General features: G+C 59.4%; 16 protein-coding genes. 11 read left to right on the top strand and 5 right to left on the bottom strand.

Annotation, left to right across the window (positions count from 1 at the left end):
• Window positions 1-10 precede the first annotated feature (10 nt).
• Window positions 11-1,267: a multidrug efflux RND transporter periplasmic adaptor subunit MexE gene (gene mexE, locus M5B99_RS02065; RefSeq protein ID WP_248802408.1), complete on the bottom strand. Its 1,257-nt coding sequence runs from the start codon at window positions 1,265-1,267 to the stop codon at window positions 11-13.
• A 544-nt stretch (window positions 1,268-1,811) separates the two neighbouring features.
• Between mexE and gltS the strand changes: the two genes are divergently transcribed.
• Window positions 1,812-3,023 carry a sodium/glutamate symporter gene (gene gltS / locus M5B99_RS02060; RefSeq protein WP_248802407.1) on the top strand — a complete coding sequence of 404 codons (1,212 nt, stop codon included), beginning with the start codon at window positions 1,812-1,814 and terminating at the stop codon, window positions 3,021-3,023.
• A 374-nt stretch (window positions 3,024-3,397) separates the two neighbouring features.
• Here the strand turns inward: gltS and M5B99_RS02055 are convergent, their stop codons facing one another.
• Window positions 3,398-4,045: a TetR/AcrR family transcriptional regulator gene (locus M5B99_RS02055; protein ID WP_248802406.1), complete on the bottom strand. Its 648-nt coding sequence runs from the start codon at window positions 4,043-4,045 to the stop codon at window positions 3,398-3,400.
• A gap of 107 nt (window positions 4,046-4,152) precedes the next feature.
• On the opposite strand from M5B99_RS02055, the gene M5B99_RS02050 reads away from it, so the two are divergent.
• The 5 genes from M5B99_RS02050 to M5B99_RS02030 all read left to right on the top strand — a co-directional run bounded on the left by M5B99_RS02050 (window position 4,153) and on the right by M5B99_RS02030 (window position 8,795).
• Window positions 4,153-5,046, top strand: coding sequence for an NAD(P)/FAD-dependent oxidoreductase (locus M5B99_RS02050; RefSeq protein WP_248802405.1), 894 nt, complete (start codon window positions 4,153-4,155; stop codon window positions 5,044-5,046).
• Window positions 5,047-5,103: 57 nt separating this feature from the next.
• Window positions 5,104-5,481, top strand: coding sequence for an antibiotic biosynthesis monooxygenase family protein (locus tag M5B99_RS02045; RefSeq protein WP_248802404.1), 378 nt, complete (start codon window positions 5,104-5,106; stop codon window positions 5,479-5,481).
• Between the two features lie 29 nt (window positions 5,482-5,510).
• Window positions 5,511-6,374, top strand: coding sequence for a class I SAM-dependent methyltransferase (locus M5B99_RS02040; RefSeq protein ID WP_248802403.1), 864 nt, complete (start codon window positions 5,511-5,513; stop codon window positions 6,372-6,374).
• A gap of 141 nt (window positions 6,375-6,515) precedes the next feature.
• Entirely contained in the window at window positions 6,516-7,136 is a 621-nt protein-coding gene (locus M5B99_RS02035; RefSeq protein WP_145338138.1) for a TetR/AcrR family transcriptional regulator, read from the top strand.
• 387 nt (window positions 7,137-7,523) lie between these two features.
• Complete coding sequence (locus M5B99_RS02030) at window positions 7,524-8,795, top strand: OmpP1/FadL family transporter (protein WP_248802402.1); 1,272 nt, start codon at window positions 7,524-7,526, stop codon at window positions 8,793-8,795.
• Window positions 8,796-8,866: 71 nt separating this feature from the next.
• Here the strand turns inward: M5B99_RS02030 and M5B99_RS02025 are convergent, their stop codons facing one another.
• Window positions 8,867-9,652, bottom strand: a complete 786-nt coding sequence (locus M5B99_RS02025) for an SDR family NAD(P)-dependent oxidoreductase (RefSeq protein WP_248802401.1) — start codon at window positions 9,650-9,652, stop codon at window positions 8,867-8,869.
• A gap of 39 nt (window positions 9,653-9,691) precedes the next feature.
• The gene (locus M5B99_RS02020; RefSeq protein ID WP_248802400.1) at window positions 9,692-11,149 is read right to left on the bottom strand and encodes an efflux transporter outer membrane subunit; all 1,458 of its coding nucleotides are present in this window, start codon (window positions 11,147-11,149) and stop codon (window positions 9,692-9,694) included.
• A gap of 301 nt (window positions 11,150-11,450) precedes the next feature.
• Between M5B99_RS02020 and M5B99_RS02015 the strand changes: the two genes are divergently transcribed.
• The 3 genes from M5B99_RS02015 to M5B99_RS02005 all read left to right on the top strand — a co-directional run bounded on the left by M5B99_RS02015 (window position 11,451) and on the right by M5B99_RS02005 (window position 16,435).
• Window positions 11,451-12,560: an efflux RND transporter periplasmic adaptor subunit gene (locus M5B99_RS02015; protein ID WP_248802399.1), complete on the top strand. Its 1,110-nt coding sequence runs from the start codon at window positions 11,451-11,453 to the stop codon at window positions 12,558-12,560.
• Complete coding sequence (locus tag M5B99_RS02010) at window positions 12,557-15,646, top strand: efflux RND transporter permease subunit (protein WP_248802398.1); 3,090 nt, start codon at window positions 12,557-12,559, stop codon at window positions 15,644-15,646. The genes M5B99_RS02015 and M5B99_RS02010 overlap by 4 nt, the downstream gene beginning before the upstream one ends.
• A gap of 615 nt (window positions 15,647-16,261) precedes the next feature.
• The gene (locus tag M5B99_RS02005) at window positions 16,262-16,435 is read left to right on the top strand and encodes a hypothetical protein (protein WP_248802397.1); all 174 of its coding nucleotides are present in this window, start codon (window positions 16,262-16,264) and stop codon (window positions 16,433-16,435) included.
• A gap of 382 nt (window positions 16,436-16,817) precedes the next feature.
• Here the strand turns inward: M5B99_RS02005 and M5B99_RS02000 are convergent, their stop codons facing one another.
• Entirely contained in the window at window positions 16,818-17,732 is a 915-nt protein-coding gene (locus tag M5B99_RS02000) for a LysR family transcriptional regulator (RefSeq protein ID WP_248802396.1), read from the bottom strand.
• 201 nt (window positions 17,733-17,933) lie between these two features.
• On the opposite strand from M5B99_RS02000, the gene M5B99_RS01995 reads away from it, so the two are divergent.
• Entirely contained in the window at window positions 17,934-18,956 is a 1,023-nt protein-coding gene (locus M5B99_RS01995; RefSeq protein WP_248802395.1) for a zinc-dependent alcohol dehydrogenase family protein, read from the top strand.
• A 625-nt stretch (window positions 18,957-19,581) separates the two neighbouring features.
• Complete coding sequence (locus tag M5B99_RS01990) at window positions 19,582-21,081, top strand: hypothetical protein (RefSeq protein ID WP_248802394.1); 1,500 nt, start codon at window positions 19,582-19,584, stop codon at window positions 21,079-21,081.
• Window positions 21,082-21,091 lie beyond the last annotated feature (10 nt).

Genomic DNA, 21,091 nt, shown 5'->3' with positions numbered 1-21,091 from the left:
TGTGTATCCCTTAACCGCGTGGAGTCGCTACGGCCAGCTTGGCAGCCGGGGCCGGTGCGCTCTTGGCGGGCGTGACCTGGGGCAGATTGCTGGCTTCCAGGGCTTGTTTTTGTAGGGCCAGGGCCGCGAGGGTTTCCTTGGATGCCATCGGGATCACTTCCGGATCCACGGGCGAGCCAGGGCGAACGCGCTGCAGGCCCTTGACGATGATGGTGTCATCCTTGCTCAGACCAGTGCGCACGATGCGCAACCCTTCGATTTTCGGACCCAGCTCGACCGAGCGGTAGACGGTCTTCTTGTCGGCATCCATGACCAGCACGAACTTCTTGCCCAGGTCGGTGCCCACCGCCTCGTCGTTGATCAGTACCGCGGCGTAGGTGCCGCTGCCGACCAGCTTCAGGCGCGCATACAGGCCTGGGGTGAAGGCACCGTCGGCGTTGTCGAACACCGCACGACCGCGAATGGTGCCGGTCTTGGGGTTGACCTGGTTGTCGACGAAGTTCATCACGCCCTGGTGCGGGTTGCCGGTTTCGTTGGACAGGCCGAGGTAGACTGGGGTGGCCTGGCCACGTTTACCCTGGCGCGCGAGTTGGCTGTATTTGAGGTAGACCCGCTCGTCGGCGTCGAAGTAGGCGTAGACCTTGTCGGTGGAGACCACGCTGGTCAGCGGAGTGACATCGGCGGTGACGATGTTGCCGGCAGTGATTTCCGCACGGCTGACGCGGCCACTGATCGGTGCGGTGACACGGGTGAAGCTCAGGTTCAGCTTGGCCAGGTCCAACTGCGCCTGGGTGGCGTCGACCGCGGCCTTGGATTCCTGAGCGGAGCTGCTGCGGGTGTCGGCCAGTTCGGCGGAAATCGCGTTGCTGCTCAGCAGGCGCTTGCCGCGTTCGGCTTCGTTGGCACTGCGGCTGGCGCTGGCGCGGGCTTGTTGCAGTTGCGCTTCGAGGCGATGGACTTCAGCCTGGTAAGGGCGTGGGTCGATCTGGAACAGCAGGTCGCCTTTCTTCACCAGTGCACCTTCGGTGAAGGCCACTGAGTCGATCTGGCCAGAGACGCGCGGACGGATCTCGACGGTTTCCGGGGCTTCGAGACGACCGGTGAACTCGTCCCATTCGTTGACGGGCTGTTCGATAACCTTGGCCACACTGACCTTGGCTGCCGGCATTGCACCACCTGCCGCCACAGGCGCTTTACCGCAGGCGCTCATCACCACGACCGCCAGGGCAGCCAGAGGAAAGCGCAAAAGTTTAAGTGACTGTTCCATGGGGGGAGTCCGCCAATCTATTGAGATGGGCGGATCATGCTGTGGGGACCGGTTTCACACGAATCGAATGAAGCGAAGGTAACTATCATTCGGAATGATATCAAACCGATCCCAGCCCTCTAGCATGCGCCTTTCGTTAGGAACCTATCAATCCTAAAACGCACAATTCACTGTTTCCGGGAGTGCAACAGCCCGTTTAACTTCGGCATGCGCGCCGATCGATTCGAATATTCAGAATTATCCGATGCTGGATGGGAACATGGCCTACACCGTTGACGAGAGGGGTCAGTACAATGGCGGGGGCCGGCAGGCGGGTGGGTGCAGCGGTCCTACAGGGTCAATAAAAGCACTGCGCGGCTTTGAGGAGCAAACGTTCAGAGCGGAACCACGTTTCGTACATCCATTCATTCGCCTTCCTTGATTATCGATGCCGTTAATTAACGGCACGAACACACTTGTTCAAACCTCAACACTCGAGTTGTCGGAGCGGCTCGACTCTGCCCAGAACTTCGTCAGAAAAAAATAATTACCGAGGATTATCCATATGGTTCAACTCGACTTCTACGGCACGCTGGTGGCCGCTTCCCTGGTGCTGCTGCTTGGCCGCGGACTTTGTTCGCGCGTCGGTTTCCTGCGCACTTACAACATTCCCGAGCCCGTTGCCGGTGGCCTGGTGGTGGCCCTGGTGTTGTTGGTCCTGCGGGTCTTCGTCGATTTTAAACTGAGCTTCGACACCTCGCTGCAAACCCCGCTGATGCTGGCCTTCTTCGCCACCATCGGCCTGAACGCGGACTTCACCAGCCTGAAGAAAGGCGGACGGGTCCTGGGCACTTTCCTGCTGGTGGTGGTCGGCTTGCTGGTGATGCAAAACGCCCTGGGCGTGTCACTGGCCGCGGCATTGGGCCTGGATCCGTTGATGGGGTTGCTGGCCGGCTCCATCACATTGTCGGGTGGTCACGGTACCGGCGCCGCATGGAGCTCGGTGTTCACCGAGCAGTATCGCGTGGCATCCGCTTCAGAGCTGGCCATGGCCTCGGCGACCTTCGGCCTGGTGCTGGGCGGCCTGATCGGCGGGCCGGTGGCCAGGTTGCTGCTCAAGCGCGTAAAGACCCAGGGGCTGATCAATGAAGTCCCGAGTATGCCGAAGGGCTTCGAGCAGCCCAACCACGAGCGGATGATCACCCCCGGGTCCTTTATCGAGACACTGGCGATGATTGCCATCAGCCTGTTGGCCGGTACTTTCCTGGGCGAGCTGATAAAGGGTACGCCCCTTGAGCTGCCGACCTTTGTCTGTGTGCTGTTTGTCGGTGTGGTACTGCGCAATGGTCTGTCGATACTGGGCTGGCATGAGGTCTTCGAACATGAGGTATCGGTGCTGGGCAATGTCAGCCTGTCGCTGTTCCTGGCCATTGCGCTGATGTCGCTGAAACTGTGGGACCTGGCGGCGCTGGCCTTGCCAATCTTTATCCTGCTGACGGCCCAGGCAGTGCTGATGGCGCTGTTCGCGATCTTCGTCACCTTCCGGGTCATGGGCCGCAACTACGATGCCGTGGCCCTGGCCGCAGGGCATTGCGGTTTCGGCATGGGCGCGACGCCCACGGCGATCGCCAACATGCAGGCGGTGACCCAACGTTACGGCCCGTCGCGGATCGCTTTTCTGGTGGTGCCCATGGTGGGGGCGTTTTTTATCGATATCGCCAATGCCATCGTGATCAAGCTGTATCTGGCGTTGCCATTTATAGGCAGCCTGAGCTGATGGGACGGCCCGTGTGACGGGAGGGATTGTCGAGCGTGCGTCGGAAACGCACGCCGAGTTCACGCAGGTGCGCTCGCGTACCGTCTGCGGCACATGGTGAATGTCCTGCCAGCCGAGGCAATGGCGGCCTCGACGGTGCTCATGACATCATCAGAGGCTATCCGGATCGCCAAAAAACATTTTGACTAAGCTCTAGCGCGGTAGTTATAGCGTGAAAAACTCGAATTATGCCCCCAGTTTTGCCCCCAATTGCACGGGTGTTCGAGCGATCTCGAATGGCGATTTCTGCAGCGGGCCGGGGTGGCCGTGACTGGTATTCAGTGCGCCTCCATATACTGGATCAGCAACCCAAGCTGCCTGGAGCAATAAAATGCTTATCCGCCGGCGTGGTCGTTGCCGCCGTGCGCGGTGATGAACATGGCGACGGCCGACCGGCAATAGGCTTCGATTTCGTTGTCGTCCTCTGCTCTCGCCTCATCGAAGCGCGCGATAATCAGGAGATCGGATCCTTTGAAGAGCGCGGCAAACAAGCGGGCGGACTGAAGAGGATCGGGCACGTTCAGCACCGCCTTCGCGTGCAACTGACGCAACAAGGCCTCGATTTGGGCGATGACATAGGCGGGGCCGGCTTCGTATTGGCGCTTGCTTAACGACTTTTGATTCGTCTTGTCGGCCATGATCATCGCTTCGACACTGCGGACGTCCGGACTCAACAGCGTGCGAAGCAGGGTTGATCCCACCGCCATGAGCTGATCTTCGGTCGAACCGCCGACGCCTTCAAAAAGGGCTTGTGGTGCAAACTGCTGGCAGTGGGCCGCGATGGCTGCGCTGAACAGCGCCTCCTTGTTCTCGAAGTGCCGATAGATGCTTAGCTTGGATATCTTCGCCCGCTTGGCGACCTTATCCATGGTCGTCGCTTGAAAACCCAATTCTACAAAAAGTTCGCACGCGGCGTCGGCTATCGTTTGGCCTAGCGCCTCGTTGGCGGGCCGGCCGCGACGGGCCTGGCTGTTTTCGGTCATAAAAATTCCAGTACTTGACAGTATTCTAATTCTCGAATTATGGTACTTCAAAGTATCTTAAAGGTACAAGCCAATCTCCCTCCATCCACAGCGCGGAGCCCATCACCATGAATGACGTCATCATCATCGGCGGCAGCTTTGCCGGGCTTGCCGCCGCCCTGCAACTCGGCCGTGCCCGCCGAAAGGTCACCGTCCTCGATACCGGCCTGCCGCGCAATCGCTTCGCCGACCACTCCCATGGCCTGCTCGGCCACGACCACAAGCCACCGCTGGAGATCCTGGCCGAGGCGCGGCAGCAACTGGCGCGCTATCCCACGATCCAGTTGGTCACTGCCCGGGCCGAGAGCGTCTCCGGCGCCATCGACGATTTCTCCGTCCACACAGGCAAGGGCGAAATCCTCAGGGCGCGCCGCCTGATCCTGAGTTATGGCGTCGCCGACCAGATGCCTGAAGTTCCCGGCTTTGCCGAAGGCTGGGGCTCCTCCATCGTGCCATGCCCCTATTGCGACGGCTTTGAAGTTGCCGGCCGGCATTGGGGCCTCGTCTGGTCCGGCCCGCCGTCGCACAACTACGTCAGGCTGTACCGCGACTGGACCGACACGTTAACGGTCTTCGCCAATGATCACGACATTCCACCCGACATCCGGGCCGATCTGGCACGCCGCGGAATCTCTGTCGTCGATGGCCGGATCACCGAAATCGACCATGACGAGAGTCATAACGCCATCGTCAGGCTCGACGCTGGCCCCCCTGTCGCGGTCGACATCCTGTTCGCGCATCCGCGCAACAAGCCGTCTGCACGCCTGCATGAATCGCTGGGCCTCGCCACGGTCGATACGCCCCTGGGCATAGCCCTAAAGGTCGACGAGCGCCGGGAAACCAGCATGCCCGGTATCTATGCCGCGGGCGACCTAGCCAATCTCCTCATGCCCTCGGTCACCACGGCATCATGGCAAGGCGCGACGGCGGGTATCTCCGCCCAGCAGTCGATGTTGGTTTGAGATCAAGCAGCATCGATCACGCCAGTTTGAAATTTCACAATAGACAGGATTGCTACCATGGAAGTACTAAAGAAATTCAAGCCGTTAGACGAAAAATTCCCGCTTGAGCGCCAACTCGGTATCTCGGCCGCGCCAATCGTACTTATCAACATGTTCACGGTCGGTTCCGCCGATGAAGCGGGCTTCCTGGACGCCTTCAAGTCGGCTGGCGAAACCCTGAAAAAGCAGCCTGGCTTCATCTCCACCCAACTGCACCGAGCGATCGGTGATAGCCCGATCTTCCTGAACTATGTGGTGTGGGAGTCCACCGAGACGCTGCGCGAAGCCTTCGCCCGTCCCGAATTTGTCGCGAAGGTTTCGGCCTATCCGTCATCCGTCGTAGCCACCCCACACCTGTTCCAGAAGGTCGCCGTTCCCGGCTTTTGCACGGCCTAGTTAAAAACGAATCAAAACGAGGAGATGTCATGACAGAGCAAAATGCCTATCAGGTTGCCGACTGGAATGGCCAAAACGGAGAGTACTGGGCCGCTAACCAGGCCCGGCTCGACGCCATGTTTGCGGTATTTGGCCAGGCCGCGATCGCCGCCGCCGCGCCCGCCACGGGCGAACGCGTGCTTGACGTCGGTTGCGGCGCGGGCGCGTCGAGCCTGGCTCTGGCCGCCCGCGTCGGCGCGGGCGGCCATGTGCTGGGCGTGGACATATCCGAACCGCTGATCGGCCGCGCGCGTGCGCTGGCGCCACAGGATACGCCGGCCCGGTTCCGGGTAGCCGATGCCAGCAGCGCCGAGTTGCCCGAGGGCGCGTTTGACCTCCTGTTCTCGCGTTTCGGGGTGATGTTCTTCGACGATCCGACAGGGGCGTTCGCCCATATGCGACGCGCGCTCCGGCCGGGCGGGCGGGTCGCTTTCGTCTGCTGGCGCGGTGTGGCCGAGAATGATTGGGTGCGCCTGCCGATGGGCGCGCTCAAGGGCATCCTCCCGCTGACCGCACGGCCCGATCCCGAAGCGCCCGGCCCATTCTCGTTTGGCGACCGGGAGCGCGTGGCACGCATCCTGACAGCGGCCGGCTTCACCGATATCACCAGCACGCCCTTCGATGCTTCCATCCCGTTCGGCGAGGGCGTGACGCGGGACACGGCGATCGACGACGCGGTGAAGATGGCATTCGAGGGGGGGCCGCTGGCGCTTGTGCTCGCTGATCAGCCCGACGCCATTCGAGCCCGCGCCTGGGCCGCGGTTCGCGCCGCCTTCGCGGGCCTACCCGGCGAGCGGTCGGTGATGATCGACGGCGCGACGTGGATCGTCACGGCACGCAATCCGGCAAGCTGACAGGGATTGATGGGGGAGGTGTTTGGCCTTCCGCGTAGAGACAATTCACCTGAAACCAACCCTGATCATCGCGAGGTTGTGACAAAAGTATAATTTGGTCACTCGTTGTCAAGCGCTTTTCGGATGCGTAAGCTAGCTCGTATGAACAAGACATCCATAGCTTCCCCCAGCATCCGTGGCCCAGCCGATCATGAAATCCGGAATCAGATCGTCGTGGCGGCCAATCAGCACTTCAGTCAATACGGCTATAGCAAAACCACGGTTTCCGACCTGGCGAAAGCGATCGGGTTTTCCAAGGCGTACATCTACAAGTTTTTTGATTCCAAGCAGGCGATTGGTGAGGCTATCTGTGGCAATTGCCTGGCGGAAATCATCGCGGCCGTAGAACAGGCCATTAATGCAGAGGACATCTCGCCGACCGAACGTTTTCGACGCCTGGTGAAAACGCTGATCGCTACCGGGGTGAATTTGTTCTTCAGTGATCGAAAACTCTATGACATCGCCGCATTTGCAGCGTCTGAGAACTGGCCCTGCGCTCAGCAATATGATGCCTTGGTCAGGGACTTCGTGTTGCAGATTGTGCGTGAAGGCCGAGAAATCGGCGAATTTGAACGCAAAACACCCTTGGACGAAACAGTCGATTCGATCCACCTTGCGCTGCGCCCTTTCGTCAATCCGTTGCTTTTGCAATACAACCTTGACTTCGTCGAGCTGGCTCCGGTCCTCACCTCCAATCTCATTCTGCGTAGCTTGATGCCGTGAGCCTGCGCTAATCATCTCTATCACTTTGCTCTGATATCAACGCTTAGATGATGGTGAACACCTATCCGGGTGGACACCATTTTCCGGGGCGCGGTATTAACTCAAATCCGGGGCCTGATCCCCGCATTCACAGCCATGTATCAAACCTCACTACGTAACTGAGTGGATTGTCCGCGCAGCATTTGCCGCGTAGCCATGCATGTTCATTTGCCGAATTTGTGACTGTTGACATTAATGGTCACATGAATAAATATGCTGTACCTATCCTGGAGGGATCGCCATGGCGCGCACGATCTTCGTACATCTGCGCAGCGGCCCCTCCCGGTAGCCCGCGCTCAGCGTGACGCTCTCTACCGCTTTATCCCGATGATCTATCGAGTCCTAATAATGAAAAAAATACTGCGCAGGACCCCGCTTGGCCTTGCTGTGGCCCTCTCGTCGACTCAACTGTTCGCGAGCGGTTTCGCTCTCAATGAACAAAGCATCAGTGGGATGGGCTCCGGATTTGCCGGCCGTTCTTCATCTGCAGAAGATGCGAGTACCGTCTTTGGTAATCCGGCCGGTATGTCTCGCTTGAAAAAAGAGCAGGCCAGCGTCGGGGCGGCAACGCTTTTCGCAAAGGCCAATATAAGCCAGACGCGCAGCACATTCGGGGGGCAGGAGGACGGGGACATGGTGCCGACCACGACAGTGCCCATGGGGTACTACGTCAAACCCATCGATGAGCATTGGGCGTTCGGTGTGGGTTTCTATGTGCCGTTTGGGCTAATGACCGATTATGGCAGTGGGTTCGCCGGCCGCTACTACGCCAACAAAAGTGAGGTCACGACCCTTACGTTTCAGCCCACCATCAGCTATGCGTTCAACGACAAGGTCTCGATCGGTTTCGGACCGACCATCAACCGTATCAGTGGTGAGCTTTCCGGGATGGTGCTCAATCCACTCAGCCCAGGCCGCAATGACGGAAAACTCAAAAGCACCGGCGACGACACGGCGCTTGGGTTTAACGCGGGTATTCTAGTGCAAGCGACAGATCGAACTCGGTTGGGTCTGACCTATCACTCCAAGGTCAGCTACCAGCTGGATGCCAAGACCAAGCTCACCGACGGCATCTTCAGTGTGCTGGGTGTAAGCGGTACGAGCTATGACGCTTCCTTGGATGTGGACACCCCGGAATCAGTCGATTTTTCCGTGACTCATCAACTCAACAGTGACTGGACGCTCTACATGGGGAGTACGTGGACGCGCTGGAGTCGCTTCAAAGAGTTGGTGTTCGAAAACAGTGGTTTGCCTGCGGCGTTGAGCGGAACACTGAGTCGCATTACCGAGGAGCAGAATTGGCACGACACGTGGGCGCACGCTATCGGCACGGCGTATAAGCTGAACAATCAGTGGGTTCTTCGCGCCGGCTTCTCGGTTGACCAGTCCCCCGCCAACAACGTCAACCGTGGGCCGCGAATCCCTACCGGTGACCGGAAAGTCATCAGTGTCGGGGCAGGGTGGACGCCGGCAGAGAATGTCACGATCGATGTGGCGTATTCCTACCTATGGGAGGAAAGCGTACAGGTCAATGACGTATCCGCCTCAAGAGGCGCCTACAGCTCGAAGTATAAAAATAGCGCGAGTGGTTTGGGGACTTCTGTCAGTTATCGATTCTGACTCACTGCGGGGCCTGAGAGCGGATACCTATTGAATTAGGTATCCGTCGTCGGGGGCATTGCCTGGTCCGCTCAAACACCCATTACGCGCGACATCAGGCCCTGATGAAGTCGACGGGGGGTGGCCCAGGTCAAGACCGCAATAGCCTTGTTGCCAAAGCCCGGCACGACGCTCATACGGCCCGCGTGCAACGCTTGTATCCCTGCTCGAACGACAGGCTCAGGTTGCATCATGACCCTCTTCAAGACCGGTGTTATCTTTTGTTTGGCACTTGCTGCAAACCCGGTATCCGACATCCCTGGACAAAGCGCTGTGACCACCACACCGTCTTGTTTGAGTTCACGATGCAGTGCGTCGGAGAATCTGAGTACGTAAGCCTTGGCGGCAGAGTAAACCGCAAAATTCTTCACGCCTTGGTAGGACAGCAGGCTGGCCGTCATCAAGATATGCCCCTTGCGCCTGGCCCGCATGTCCTCTGCAAACAGACGAGTGATGGCGGTCAGGCTGGCGACGTCCAGGTCGATCATCGCCAGGGAGCTTTCGAGGGGCTCATCCAGGAATGCTCCCTGCAAGCCGTAACCCGCATTGTTGATCAGGGCATCGACCACCGTATTGCTGTCATGCAGGCGCCGATGCAGATCGATAATCACATTTATTGATGAAAGATCTGCTTGCTGCACCATCACGTCGACGTCGAAACGACTACGCAATTCGTCCGCGAGTGCTTCAAGCTCGTTCAGCCTGCGGGCCACCAGAATCAGCGATTTCCCTTTTGCGGCGTACTGTCGGGCAAATTCCTTGCCGAATCCGCTGGACGCTCCAGTAATCAGCACCCATGAATTTTCTCTCACTGTCATCTTGCATACCCCTTGTTTGAATCTCGAAAACCGCCCGTGTCATCGGCTCGTCAGTTGGCTATCCGAGGGCTGCCAGCCGCCGCCCAGCGCCCTGAACGCGGCGACTGCCGCGCGTGCCGATTCGGTTTGTGCCTGCGCCCGAGCATCGGAAGCCTGAAGCAGGGTCTCGTCAGCGTGCAGGACGTCAATCAAGCTGGCCGTGCCTTTTTCATAAGCAGTGAACGACGATTGGCGCGCTTGCGTCAGAGACGTCTCGCCTCCAATGAGGGTGGTTGCTTGGGCGTCCCGATTCACCAGTGAGGAGAGCGCGTTCTCGACATCCTCGGTGGCGCGCAGCACAGACTGACGGTAAGCGGCCAGGGATTCGGCTTCCTGTCCCTTGGCTTGGTCGATTTGGGCGTTGATGCGACCGAAGTCGAAGAGTCTCCAACGCAGTCCCAGTACGCCCGACGATTGACTGGCGCCGCCGGTAAAAAGATTGCCTGCCGATACAGCCGTCGCGCTCCCCAATAATGCACTCAGAGAGAACGTCGGGTAGTACTCGGCAATCGCCTCCCCGATGCGTGCGTTTGAGGCGGCAAGGCGGCGCTCGGCCACAATGAGATCAGGCCTGCGGCGCAGTAAGTCGGCTGGCGTTCCCATAGCCTTTAACTGCGGCGCTGCCGGAATGCTTGTGACCATGGCAAGTTGCGTGCGATGAGTACCGGGTGGCGTGCCGAGCATTACGTCGAGTGAATTCATGGCCGCATCCAGACCGGTCTGCAGGACCGGTACTGTGGCTTGGACCTGTGCTAAAGCCCCCTCGGTCTGACGAACCTCATAGCTGGCGGCAAGCCCCTTGTTGTAGAGCAATTGGACTTTCTCCAGCAGCCCCTGCTGGGTTTTGACTTGTCGATTCGCGATATCCAGTCGAGCCTGCAGTCCGCGGACAGTGATGTAGATATCCGCAGTCTGTGCGGCGATCGCCAATCGTGTGGCTGCAACGCCTGCCTCGGAAGCTTGGTACTCGGCCAGTGCCGCCTCGCGTCCGCGTCGCAGGCCGCCAAAGACATCCAATTCCCAGCTGGCATTGAGGTCGGCCTCGTAGGAACTGCCATAGCGATCATAGCCAGGGGTTGAGTTCAGCACCTGGCCGAGTGGCGTCTCGACTGATTGGTAGGCGCGGGCGGCCTGGCCGCTGATGTTTCCCGAGGGCAATAAAGCGGCATTGGCGGCGCCTAGTCCTGCCCGCGCCTGCGCGACTCGTGCCTGGGCCTGCGCCAGATCGAGGTTCTGTTCAAGCGCCTTGGCGACGAAGTCGGCGAGCAGTGGATCACCGAAGCCGTCCCACCAGATGACGAGGCTGGCAGGCGTCGCCCCTGGTCTCTGCTCGACAGAAGACTGGCCCAGGTAACGGTCCGGGAGCGGGGCGTCCGGGCGGCGATAGTCCGGGCCGACCGCACAGCCTGTCATCAAGCTGGCGCTTATCAAAAAAGCAGCGGGGCGGAGGGAGAGCATTGAGATTCCTTGAATCGAATATTGTTGGTGACTATATTACTTTATGGTCACTCTCTGTCAATTGAGGCCTCTGGGCTAAATTCAGATATGACTGGAAAATATCGCTCGTCCCCGTCATGTGCTCCTTTGGAATATGCAGACCTGCATCAACCCAGTCTTGTTGCAAGGGGGGGCATGAGCGGTCGCGTAGTTGGGTAGTGCATCCTTCTGCGGCGTTTGAAATCTCGAATGTGACCGTTGACAATAATGGTCACCAGTCTGAATATATGATCCCTGTTCTTTCTATTCAATAAGGGAACCTATGCTCCGGCTCCGACCCATCCCCATTGCCGCCTGCTTGTTGCCTCTCATCCTGACGGCGTGTGGTGACTCATCCAACATTGACGATCCGCGCACGCTGGCTCCTCTGGTAAGGCCCGGAACGGTTGATGGTTCCTCAGAGACGTCACGTTCATTCACGGGCGTAGTGGCGGCCCGTGTGCAGGGCGATCTCGGTTTTCGGGTCTCCGGCAAGATCCTTGAGCGGTTGGTCGATACCGGCCAGAGCGTTAAACGCGGTCAGCCGCTTATGCGCCTTGACCCCATCGACCTGGGGTTGCAGGCGCGAGCACAGCAAGAGTCGGTCACAGCCGCCAGGGCCCGAGCCAAGCAGACAGCCGATGACGAGGCGCGATATCGCGACCTCGTCGCCGCAGGGGCTGTTTCTGCATCGGCCTACGACCAGATCAAAGCCGCAGCGGATACCGCAAAGGCGCAGCTTAGCGCCGCAGAAGCCCAGGCAGATGTCGCCCGCAATGCTTCCGGTTACGCGGTGTTATTTGCGGATTCCGACGGTGTCGTGGTGGAAACACTCGCAGAGCCCGGGCAAGTCGTCAGCCCGGGGCAGCCCGTGGTTCGACTGGCGCGCGCAGGCCAGCGCGAAGCCATCGTGCATCTGCCCGAGACGTTGCGTCCTGCAGCCGGGTCCAGCGCGCAAGCGACGCTTTACGGCAGTACCGCAGGGGCTGTAACAGCGAAGCTCAGACTGCTTTCTGACTCTGCCGACCCAGTGACGCGCACGTTTGAGGCGCGGTATGTGCTTGAGGGCGCGCTGGCCAATGCCCCGATAGGTTCGACGGTCACGTTGCGGATCGCAGAAGGCGCCGCGCACGGGCAGGCGCTGCAAGTCCCCATCGCGGCCCTTTATGACCCAGGCGATGGCACCGGTGTGTGGGTGATCGCAGGCTCGCCGGCAAAGGTGACCTGGCGTCCTGTTCAGGTGCTGGGATTGAGCGACGATGCCGCGCGCGTGGCAGGCGATCTCAAGGTCGGTGAGCAGATCGTCGCGTTAGGCGCCCATCTGCTGCGCGATGGAGAGGACGTGAGAGTGCCCCAGCAGGATGACGCCCATTTTGCCGGGAGTCATCCATGAGCGAAGGCCGCTTTAATATTTCTGCGATCGCCGTTCGTGAGCGATCCATTACGGTATTCCTGATCTTTCTGATCGCGGTTGCGGGCACCCTGGCGTTCTTCCAACTGGGGCGTGCGGAGGATCCACCGTTTACGGTCAAGCAGTTGACGGTCATTACTGCCTGGCCGGGGGCTACTGCGCAGGAAATGCAGGACCAGGTCGCAGAGCCACTTGAAAAACGCCTGCAGGAATTGAAATGGTACGACCGCTCGGAAACCTATACGCGGCCTGGTCTTGCTTTCACCATGGTGTCGTTGTTGGACCGCACGCCACCCTCACAGGTGCAGGAAGAGTTTTATCAGGCACGCAAAAAGCTCGACGACGAGGCCACCAAGCTACCGGCGGGGGTAATCGGGCCCTTGGTCAACGACGAGTATTCGGACGTGACGTTTGCGCTGTTCGCCCTCAAAGCCAAAGGCGAGCCGCAGCGGCTGCTGGTGCGTGATGCTGAGTCGTTGCGCCAGCAACTGTTGCATGTGCCGGGCGTGAAGAAGGTCAACATCATCGGTGAGCAAGCCGAGCGGATATTTGTTTCGTTCTCCCATGATCGGTTGGCCACCCTGGGCATTGCGCCTCAGGACATCTTTGCCGCGCTGAATAATCAGAACGTGCTCACGCCCGCCGGTTCGATCGAAACAAATGGGCCGCAAGTCTTCCTCCGCCTGGACGGCGCCTTGGACAAACTGGAGAAGATTCGTGACACGCCGATTGTGGTTCAGGGGCGCACGCTCAAGCTCTCCGACGTGGCCACTGTCGAACGTGGCTATGAAGACCCGGCAACCTTTCTGGTGCGCAGTAACGGAGAAGAGGCCCTGCTGCTGGGGGTCATCATGCGCGAAGGCTGGAACGGCCTGGATCTGGGCAAGGCGCTGGACGCCGAGACGACCAAGATCAATGAAGGCATGCCTCTTGGCATGACGCTGACCAAGGTGACCGATCAAGCCGTCAACATCGACTCGGCCGTTGGTGAGTTCATGGTCAAGTTTTTTGTCGCGCTGCTCGTGGTGATGCTTGTTTGCTTCCTCAGCATGGGCTGGCGTGTAGGCGTCGTGGTCGCAGCTGCCGTGCCATTGACACTGGCGATCGTGTTTGTGGTGATGGCGGCCACCGGAAAGAACTTTGACCGTATTACCCTCGGTTCATTGATCCTGGCGCTCGGGTTGCTGGTAGATGACGCCATCATCGCGATCGAAATGATGGTCGTGAAAGTGGAGGAGGGCTACGACCGCATCAAAGCCTCCGCGTATGCCTGGAGTCATACGGCCGCGCCGATGCTCTCGGGCACACTGGTAACGGCGGTTGGCTTCATGCCCAACGGTTTCGCCCAGTCCACTGCCGGCGAGTACACCAGCAACATGTTCTGGATCGTGGGCATTGCTCTGATCGCTTCCTGGGTTGTCGCAGTGGCTTTCACCCCTTACCTGGGCGTGAAGTTGCTGCCAGACATCAAGCAGGTAGAGGGTGGGCATGCGGCTATCTACGATACCCCGCGCTACAACCGCTTCCGTCGGGTCCTGACCCGGGTCATCGAACTCAAGTGGCTGGTGGCTGGTACGGTTATCACGCTGTTTGTCGTGGCCGTCCTGGGCATGGGCCTGGTGAAGAAGCAGTTCTTCCCGACGTCAGATCGTCCCGAGGTGATGGTCGAGGTGCAGATGCCCTACGGAACCTCCATCGAGCAGACCAGTGCCACTGCAAAAAAGGTCGAGGCCTGGCTGCAAAAGCAGGAAGAGGCAAAAATCGTCACGGCCTATATCGGGCAGGGCGCGCCGCGTTTCTTCCTGGCGATGGCGCCAGAACTGCCGGATCCATCGTTCGCCAAGATCGTGGTGCTCACGTCCAGCCAGGAGGCACGTGAAACCCTCAAGCTGCGTTTTCGCGAGGCGGTCGCTGCCGGGCTCGCCCCAGAGGCCCGTGTCAGGGCGACTCAAATTGTGTTTGGTCCGTATTCACCCTATCCCGTCGCCTACAGGGTAATGGGGCCTGACCCGACGAAGCTGCGCGAGATTGCGGGCCGTGTACAAGCGGTCATGCAAGCGAGTCCGTTGATGAGGACGGTCAACAGCGACTGGGGCCCTCTGGCGCCGACCCTGCATTTCAGCCTGGATCAGGATCGCTTGCAGGCGGTTGGACTGACCTCCAGCGCCGTCGCCCAGCAGTTGCAATTCCTGCTGACGGGCGTGCCGATCACGTCGGTTCGTGAAGACATTCGTTCAGTGCAGGTGGTTGGGCGCGCTGCAGGCGATATACGTCTGGACCCTGCGCGGATTGAAGGGTTTACATTGGTGGGCGCGGCGGGTCAGCGGATCCCTCTGTCCCAGGTCGGAGAGGTGGATGTGCGTATGGAGGATCCGATCCTCAGGCGCCGTGACCGTACACCGACGATCACCGTGCGTGGCGATATTGACGAAGGCCTTCAACCACCGGATGTATCGGGTGTGATCGTCAAGCAACTGCAGCCGATTATCGACACGCTCCCCGCCGGCTATCGGATCGAGCAAGCGGGTGCAATCGAGGAATCGGGCAAGGCGGGCCAGGCGATAGTGCCGCTGGTTCCGATCATGATTGCGCTGACGTTGCTGATCATCATCGTCCAGGTGCGTTCGATCTCGGCAATGATCATGGTGTTTTTCACCGCACCGCTGGGACTTATTGGCGTGGTGCCGACGCTGCTGATGTTTCATCAACCGTTTGGTATCAACGCCCTGGTTGGGCTGATCGCGCTGTCGGGCATCCTGATGCGCAACACGCTGATTCTGATCGGGCAGATCCATCACAACGCCCAGGAAGGCCTGGATCCCTTTCACGCCGTCATCGAAGCCACGGTACAGAGGGCCCGCCCGGTACTGCTGACGGCGATGGCGGCCATCCTGGCATTCATCCCGCTGACCCATTCTGTTTTTTGGGGCACGCTGGCCTACACACTGATCGGCGGTACTTTGGTCGGCACCATCATGACGTTGGTGTTCCTGCCGGCGATGTACGCCATCTGGTTCAAAATCCGCCCTGGCAACGCGAGCAAGGCTCAAGCGGTGCAACCTGCCTGAGCAAGGGGCGGTCGAGGGGAGGGCGCTAGCGTCCTCTCGTCACCCAAGTCGCCAAGGCTGCACCGTACAAGAAACTGGGCGCTGTCGAATCACTCTTCTTTTAAGGCTGAAATGCTGGTGGTCTGGAAAAAACGGCAAGTCCGGGTGGTCCGGTGCGGAGTCTCTTGAACGCCAACGACGCGACGTATAAATCTATGGTAGGGCCGTCGGGAGCTTCGCCCTTAATCTTCTGGATCAGTCAATGTTGAAAAGTCGCCACTGTTTATGGTTTTCCATTGCAGGTTCCTTTGGGGCTCTGAAGGAGCACTCCACCAAAGCCGGGCCCCCATGCATTTACTCCGACATGTATGCTTCCCAGAGATCAGATGTGACGTTCGGCAACAGCGCTTCGACGGGCGATAGTGTATAGGTGACGGACCCGTTGGCGCCCCGCATGAAGCCGGAAGCGCGAATCCCCGCCCAGAACAGGGCAAGATTCTTGTCTCCTGTGCAGAGCATGATCTGTTCTTGTGGGAACACAGGGGGCAAAGGCAGTTCTCCTACGAAAAGTACTTTGGCATTGTGGAGCCCTCAGATACTGATGTGGAAAACTTTGCGCAGGGCAAGGATAGCGTGATGGATCGCACCAGAAGGCTTTTCTACGTGTGTTGTTCCCGAGCGACTAGGGATCTCGCTGTCGTCATGTTCGTGCAGGACATCGAAAATGCTCGAGAAAAAATCGCCGAGACCGGAATCTTCGAGTCTGGCGACATCGTGGATGAGTATGCTTTGGAAGCCGCTCTAACTTAGCTCTGGATTGTTTCCGCGTTCATTGCCTGTGCCGACTGAACGGCATCGGTAGACTGCCGCCTAAGGCGACTGACTCATGTCGACCCAAAGCTGCCATCACTGGTTACGACAATCGGTTTAGAACAGACATCGAGACTAGTAGAGTAGAGCCTACACTCTATTGCTACTGATCAAAACAGTTCGTGCGATGGTGGTTGCGGGCAGTAGCGTATGACTTTTCCGAGAAGGGGCTGCCGGACCTTAGGTTGGGGGCATCCTTCTCAAACCATCCAACGCATGCCCTCAGATGTGCCCCCAATGGAGCAATCCACTGGAAGTGAATGGATCTCCATGGTCTATGAAAAGGCAGAAATCATCAGGTAAACAGCCTGCCAGATGACCCCTAGAGACTCTCAGGGTCGCCACAGAACATCTGGATCCGCGAGCGCAGCCAGCGCTCGCCCGGGTCGTTGTCCTGGGAACCGCGCCAGGCCATGTGCAGTTCGAAGGTCTGGGTGTCCAGGGGCGGGTTCTCGGCGCGGACCCCGCCGGCCGCCGTCAGCGCATCGGCGGTGTAGTCGGGCACCGTGGCAATGATGTCGGTACCGGCGATCAGGGTACTCAGGCCGTTGAACTGTGGCACCGCAAGCACGACATGGCGCTTGCGTCCGAGCTTTTCCAATTCGGTATCGATAAAACCGCTCAAGTCTCCGGCGAATGACACCAGGGCATGGGGGCGCGCGCAGAAGTCATCCAGCGACATCGGCCCGGGCATGCTGTCGGCCCGCAGCAACTTCGGCGAGCTGCGGCGCAGGACCTTGCGCTTGGCATTGGCCGGCAGGTCGGTGGTGTAGCACACGCCGATGGAAATCTCGCCGGAGCCCAGCTTGGCCGGGATCAGCAGATAGTTGACGCGGCGGATCACCAGCACGATACCGGGGGCCTCGGCGCGCAGGCGCTTGAGCAACTGCGGCAGCAAGGCGAACTCGACGTCATCGGACAGGCCGATGCGGAACACCGAGGTGCTGGTCGCCGGGTCGAACTCCGAGGCGCGGCTGACCGCGGTGGAAATCGAGTCCAGGGCCGGGGAGAGCAGGGCGAAGATCTCCACGGCACGGGCCGAAGGCTCCATGCTGCGGCCGGTGCGCACGAACAACGGGTCATCGAACAGGCTGCGCAGGCGCGACAACGCCGCGCTGATGGCCGGCTGGCCGAGGAACAGCTTTTCCGCGGCCCGGGTCACGCTCCGCTCGTGCATCAGGGTTTCGAATACGATCAGCAGGTTCAGATCGACGCGACGCAAGTCGTTACGGTTCATCGGGCTCGCTTCACAAGATATTCACTGGCGGGGAAGGTCAATCTTACGGGCAAAAGTGGTTGATTCGCACGGAAATTTGAACTGTGTACAATGGTCGCCAATCAATGACAGGCATGTCGACTATTAATAGCCACTGATGGTCTTGCACGAAAAGCCCGGATAAAGTTCGTGGCATTAGAGGTTCATTTGACGAGGTTTGCGATGTCCCGCACGATCCGTTTTCACAAGTTTGGTCCGGCCGAGGTGCTCAAATGCGAAGAGCATACGGCCACTCTGCCTGCGCCGGGCGAAGTGCAGGTGCGTGTGGAGGCCATTGGCATCAGTTGGTATGACGTGCTCTGGCGGCAGAACCTGGCGTCGTCCCAGGCCCGCCTGCCGGCCGGTATCGGTCATGAAATGGCCGGCGTGGTCACCGCCCTCGGCGATGGCGTCGATGACTTGGCCGTCGGCGACAAAGTCGCCAGTTTCCCAGCCCAGAGCCCCAACGATTATCCCGTCTATGGCGAGCTTATCGTCCTGCCACGCTCGGCCCTGACCCGTTACCCCGATGTGTTGACCCCGGTCCAGGCCAGCGTGCATTACACGCCGCTGTTGATCGCCTATTTCGCTTACGTGGACCTGGCGCGGGTCAAGCCGGGGCAGTACGCCCTGGTCACCGACGCCAGCCACTGCGCCGGGCCGTCCTTCGTGCAACTGGGCAAGGCACTGGGCGCCAAGGTGATTGCCGCGACCAAGATCCCGGAAGAGCGCGAGTACCTGTTGTCCCTGGGCGCCGACAAGGTGATTGTCACCGAAGAGCAGGACCTGCTGATGCAGGTCAACAAGTACACCGATGGGCGTGGCGTCGATATGGTCTTTGACGGCCTCGGCGGGCCGCAGATGTCGATGCTCGGCGATGTCCTGGCGCCCCGTGGCAGCCTGGTGCTCTATGGCCTGCAGGGCGGCAACCAGACCCCGTTCCCGGCGTGCGCGGCATTCCAGAAGAACATCCAGTTCTTCGTGCACTGCATCGGTAACTTTACCGGCAAGCCGGAACTGGGCATCGTCCAGGACCAGGTGGCGCTGCAAAGGGCCTTGCGCGATATCAACCAGCTGACGGCCGACCGTGTGTTGCCGCCGCTGGAAATCCGCACCTTTCCTTTCGACGAGTTTGTCGAGGCGCATCGTTTCATGGACGGTTGCCCGTGCCGCGGCCGGGTAGCGCTGCAAGTTCAGCCCAACTGAGTCGATTCCGACTGTTTGCGCCAGAATAACCCCGTATCGTCAGGCGATACGGGGTTATTCATGTCTGCACTGAAATATAATTTAACAACTTTTCCAGTTTTCTTCTCGCACTGAAGAGTATCACCAACTGAACCGGTTTTTTACCGGATTCTGTATCTGTTAATCGCCGGGTAAGTGCTGATAATTGAACCGTCACTTACAGCTCAAGGAATGAGTTATGGTCCACTATCAGCTGCTTTATCGGGGCCCTGTTGTTTGCCGAAGTCCTGGTTCGGGCCCGCCTGGATACGTTGCCTGGCATATCTTGTCTTCAGGGAAGTGGGCGAAGCCCGCCCCCTTATGCCGTTAATCTCTTGCGGGTAGTTAATAGTTGTAGGTCACCGTAAGAATATTCCTAAGATGTTGTTATTGGCACACAGGCTCCCAACGCTAACTGGCAATCAGTGACGTCGGTCATGCTCGAAAGCTCTTGCTGTGGGTGTTTCAGACCTGTGCAATACTTCGGGTGTTGTCTGTCCGCAACCAGGGTTATAGGGGGCAGGCAATCTTCCGTCTGATCCGGCCACTGCCGGTAATGCGAGCGCTGTTTGCCCGACACTGAACTCAAACCAGGTGTATAAAGGCTATGAGCTCCATTCATGAACAGGCAATGAATTATGTTTATCAGCAGGTGTTGCAGCGTCTGATGAGTTACTTCACACGCGCTGAACGTATTGCACTGCAGTTGTTGATTCAACGTCTGATCGTAGCGGCGGGCGGTATCGAGCGTATTGGTGAATTCAAGGTCATGGTGGCCCACGGGGGCGGCAAGGACAGCAGTTATACACTGGCGTTCCTGCGGGCGGCGCAACTGAGTATTGCCGGACGTTCGCCGGCCACTTTCAACCTGCGGGTCGCGACGTTGCGCCATGCCGGTGTGACGGCCACGGTCATGCACAATATCCATCGCAGCTACAGTGCCTTGTTCGTCTATGACGATCCCCGGGTCGAGTTGTTGATGGTGGATAACAAGCATGTCCGACCGTTCAATCATCGGCTGCCGATGTCCGAACTCAATCGCAACATCAACCGCCGTAACCTGTTGATGAGCGGCCACCTCACGGCGGGGGATGGGCGTGCGACCTTCTGCAATGGCTGCTATCTGTCCATGGCCGATTTCTACGAACGCGCCAGTGCCTGGGACAAGGGGATCGATGCCCTGGTCAGCGGCGAGTCGCCCCGCGAGCAGAAGCAGAACATGACCTGGTTGCTGCGGGCCACCGAGAAGCCTGAGCGGGTTTGGGTTGGAGGACGGGCGCTGGAGTTCGACGAGGCGCTGAAAACCTGCCACGACCTTGGTCTGGATTACTACCGGGAACTGTATGGCGAAGCTCTGGTGGAGCCCGAGGGGCCGGCCATCAGTCGTTCCAGTCGGGCCACGGCGCCGATGCTGGTCGGTGTCTACGACCTGGTCGGCCGCGACCTGGAGGAGCGCTGGCCGTTGCTGACTGAATTTCTTGGCTTCCAGTTCGATGACCTGGCGTTCCACTTCAGCGAGTCCGATTGCGCCAACCCCTTGCTGATGGCGCATATGCGCGGTTTGCAGGCGCAGTACGTCCGGGGTCTGAGCTACGGGGGTGGTATCGGCGAGTACCTGCAACTGGCCGCCGCGATGATGCGTCGCAAACGCATGCCGGCTCGGCTGGTGGAGCAGGCCATGGGGGCTTATGACAGCAACGAGAAGATCCTCGATCGCCGGGCGTTGGCCAGTGCCTACGCGCAAGAGGCCTTCGGCCTGAGCGAAGTACAACTGACGTGTTTATTGTTCGCGCCCTTCGTCAACCATGGCCACGGGCTTGAGCAGTTCCTGCGCAGTTGCCATCCCGGCATGCTGGTGGCGTTGCCGGACTTGCACAAGGCGCTGTCGGGGCAGGGCGGGACCGAGCAGATCTGGCAATGGCTGAGCGAAGTCAGTGGCCTGACCCCGACGTTGCTCGGCGACCTCTACACCAAGGCCCAGGTGGACTTTTCCGGCGTCAGTTCGCTGATTGCGCGGGTTCGCGCCAGCGACCCGGACAAGCATCGTATTGACATCGTCAATCCCGACAACGGTGAAGTATTCAAAGAAGTCTTGTCGGGACGTTAAAAAGGATTGG

It is taken from the genome of Pseudomonas sp. MWU13-2100, from assembly GCF_023242365.1.
GTDB lineage: Bacteria > Pseudomonadota > Gammaproteobacteria > Pseudomonadales > Pseudomonadaceae > Aquipseudomonas.
This window is presented reverse-complemented; position numbering and strand designations above follow the sequence as displayed.

What these genes read in the sequence shown, in the direction of transcription:
- M5B99_RS02015 (WP_248802399.1), top strand. Translation starts at nt 11,451, where the DNA reads ATGCTCCGGCTCCGACCCATCCCCATTGCCGCCTGCTTGTTGCCTCTC.
- M5B99_RS02025 (WP_248802401.1), bottom strand. Translation starts at nt 9,652, where the DNA reads ATGACAGTGAGAGAAAATTCATGGGTGCTGATTACTGGAGCGTCCAGC.
- M5B99_RS01990 (WP_248802394.1), top strand. Translation starts at nt 19,582, where the DNA reads ATGAGCTCCATTCATGAACAGGCAATGAATTATGTTTATCAGCAGGTG.
- M5B99_RS02010 (WP_248802398.1), top strand. Translation starts at nt 12,557, where the DNA reads ATGAGCGAAGGCCGCTTTAATATTTCTGCGATCGCCGTTCGTGAGCGA.
- M5B99_RS02020 (WP_248802400.1), bottom strand. Translation starts at nt 11,149, where the DNA reads ATGCTCTCCCTCCGCCCCGCTGCTTTTTTGATAAGCGCCAGCTTGATG.
- M5B99_RS02030 (WP_248802402.1), top strand. Translation starts at nt 7,524, where the DNA reads ATGAAAAAAATACTGCGCAGGACCCCGCTTGGCCTTGCTGTGGCCCTC.
- M5B99_RS02000 (WP_248802396.1), bottom strand. Translation starts at nt 17,732, where the DNA reads ATGAACCGTAACGACTTGCGTCGCGTCGATCTGAACCTGCTGATCGTA.
- M5B99_RS02050 (WP_248802405.1), top strand. Translation starts at nt 4,153, where the DNA reads ATGAATGACGTCATCATCATCGGCGGCAGCTTTGCCGGGCTTGCCGCC.
- mexE (WP_248802408.1), bottom strand. Translation starts at nt 1,267, where the DNA reads ATGGAACAGTCACTTAAACTTTTGCGCTTTCCTCTGGCTGCCCTGGCG.
- M5B99_RS02005 (WP_248802397.1), top strand. Translation starts at nt 16,262, where the DNA reads ATGGATCGCACCAGAAGGCTTTTCTACGTGTGTTGTTCCCGAGCGACT.
- M5B99_RS02045 (WP_248802404.1), top strand. Translation starts at nt 5,104, where the DNA reads ATGGAAGTACTAAAGAAATTCAAGCCGTTAGACGAAAAATTCCCGCTT.
- gltS (WP_248802407.1), top strand. Translation starts at nt 1,812, where the DNA reads ATGGTTCAACTCGACTTCTACGGCACGCTGGTGGCCGCTTCCCTGGTG.
- M5B99_RS02055 (WP_248802406.1), bottom strand. Translation starts at nt 4,045, where the DNA reads ATGACCGAAAACAGCCAGGCCCGTCGCGGCCGGCCCGCCAACGAGGCG.
- M5B99_RS02035 (WP_145338138.1), top strand. Translation starts at nt 6,516, where the DNA reads ATGAACAAGACATCCATAGCTTCCCCCAGCATCCGTGGCCCAGCCGAT.
- M5B99_RS02040 (WP_248802403.1), top strand. Translation starts at nt 5,511, where the DNA reads ATGACAGAGCAAAATGCCTATCAGGTTGCCGACTGGAATGGCCAAAAC.
- M5B99_RS01995 (WP_248802395.1), top strand. Translation starts at nt 17,934, where the DNA reads ATGTCCCGCACGATCCGTTTTCACAAGTTTGGTCCGGCCGAGGTGCTC.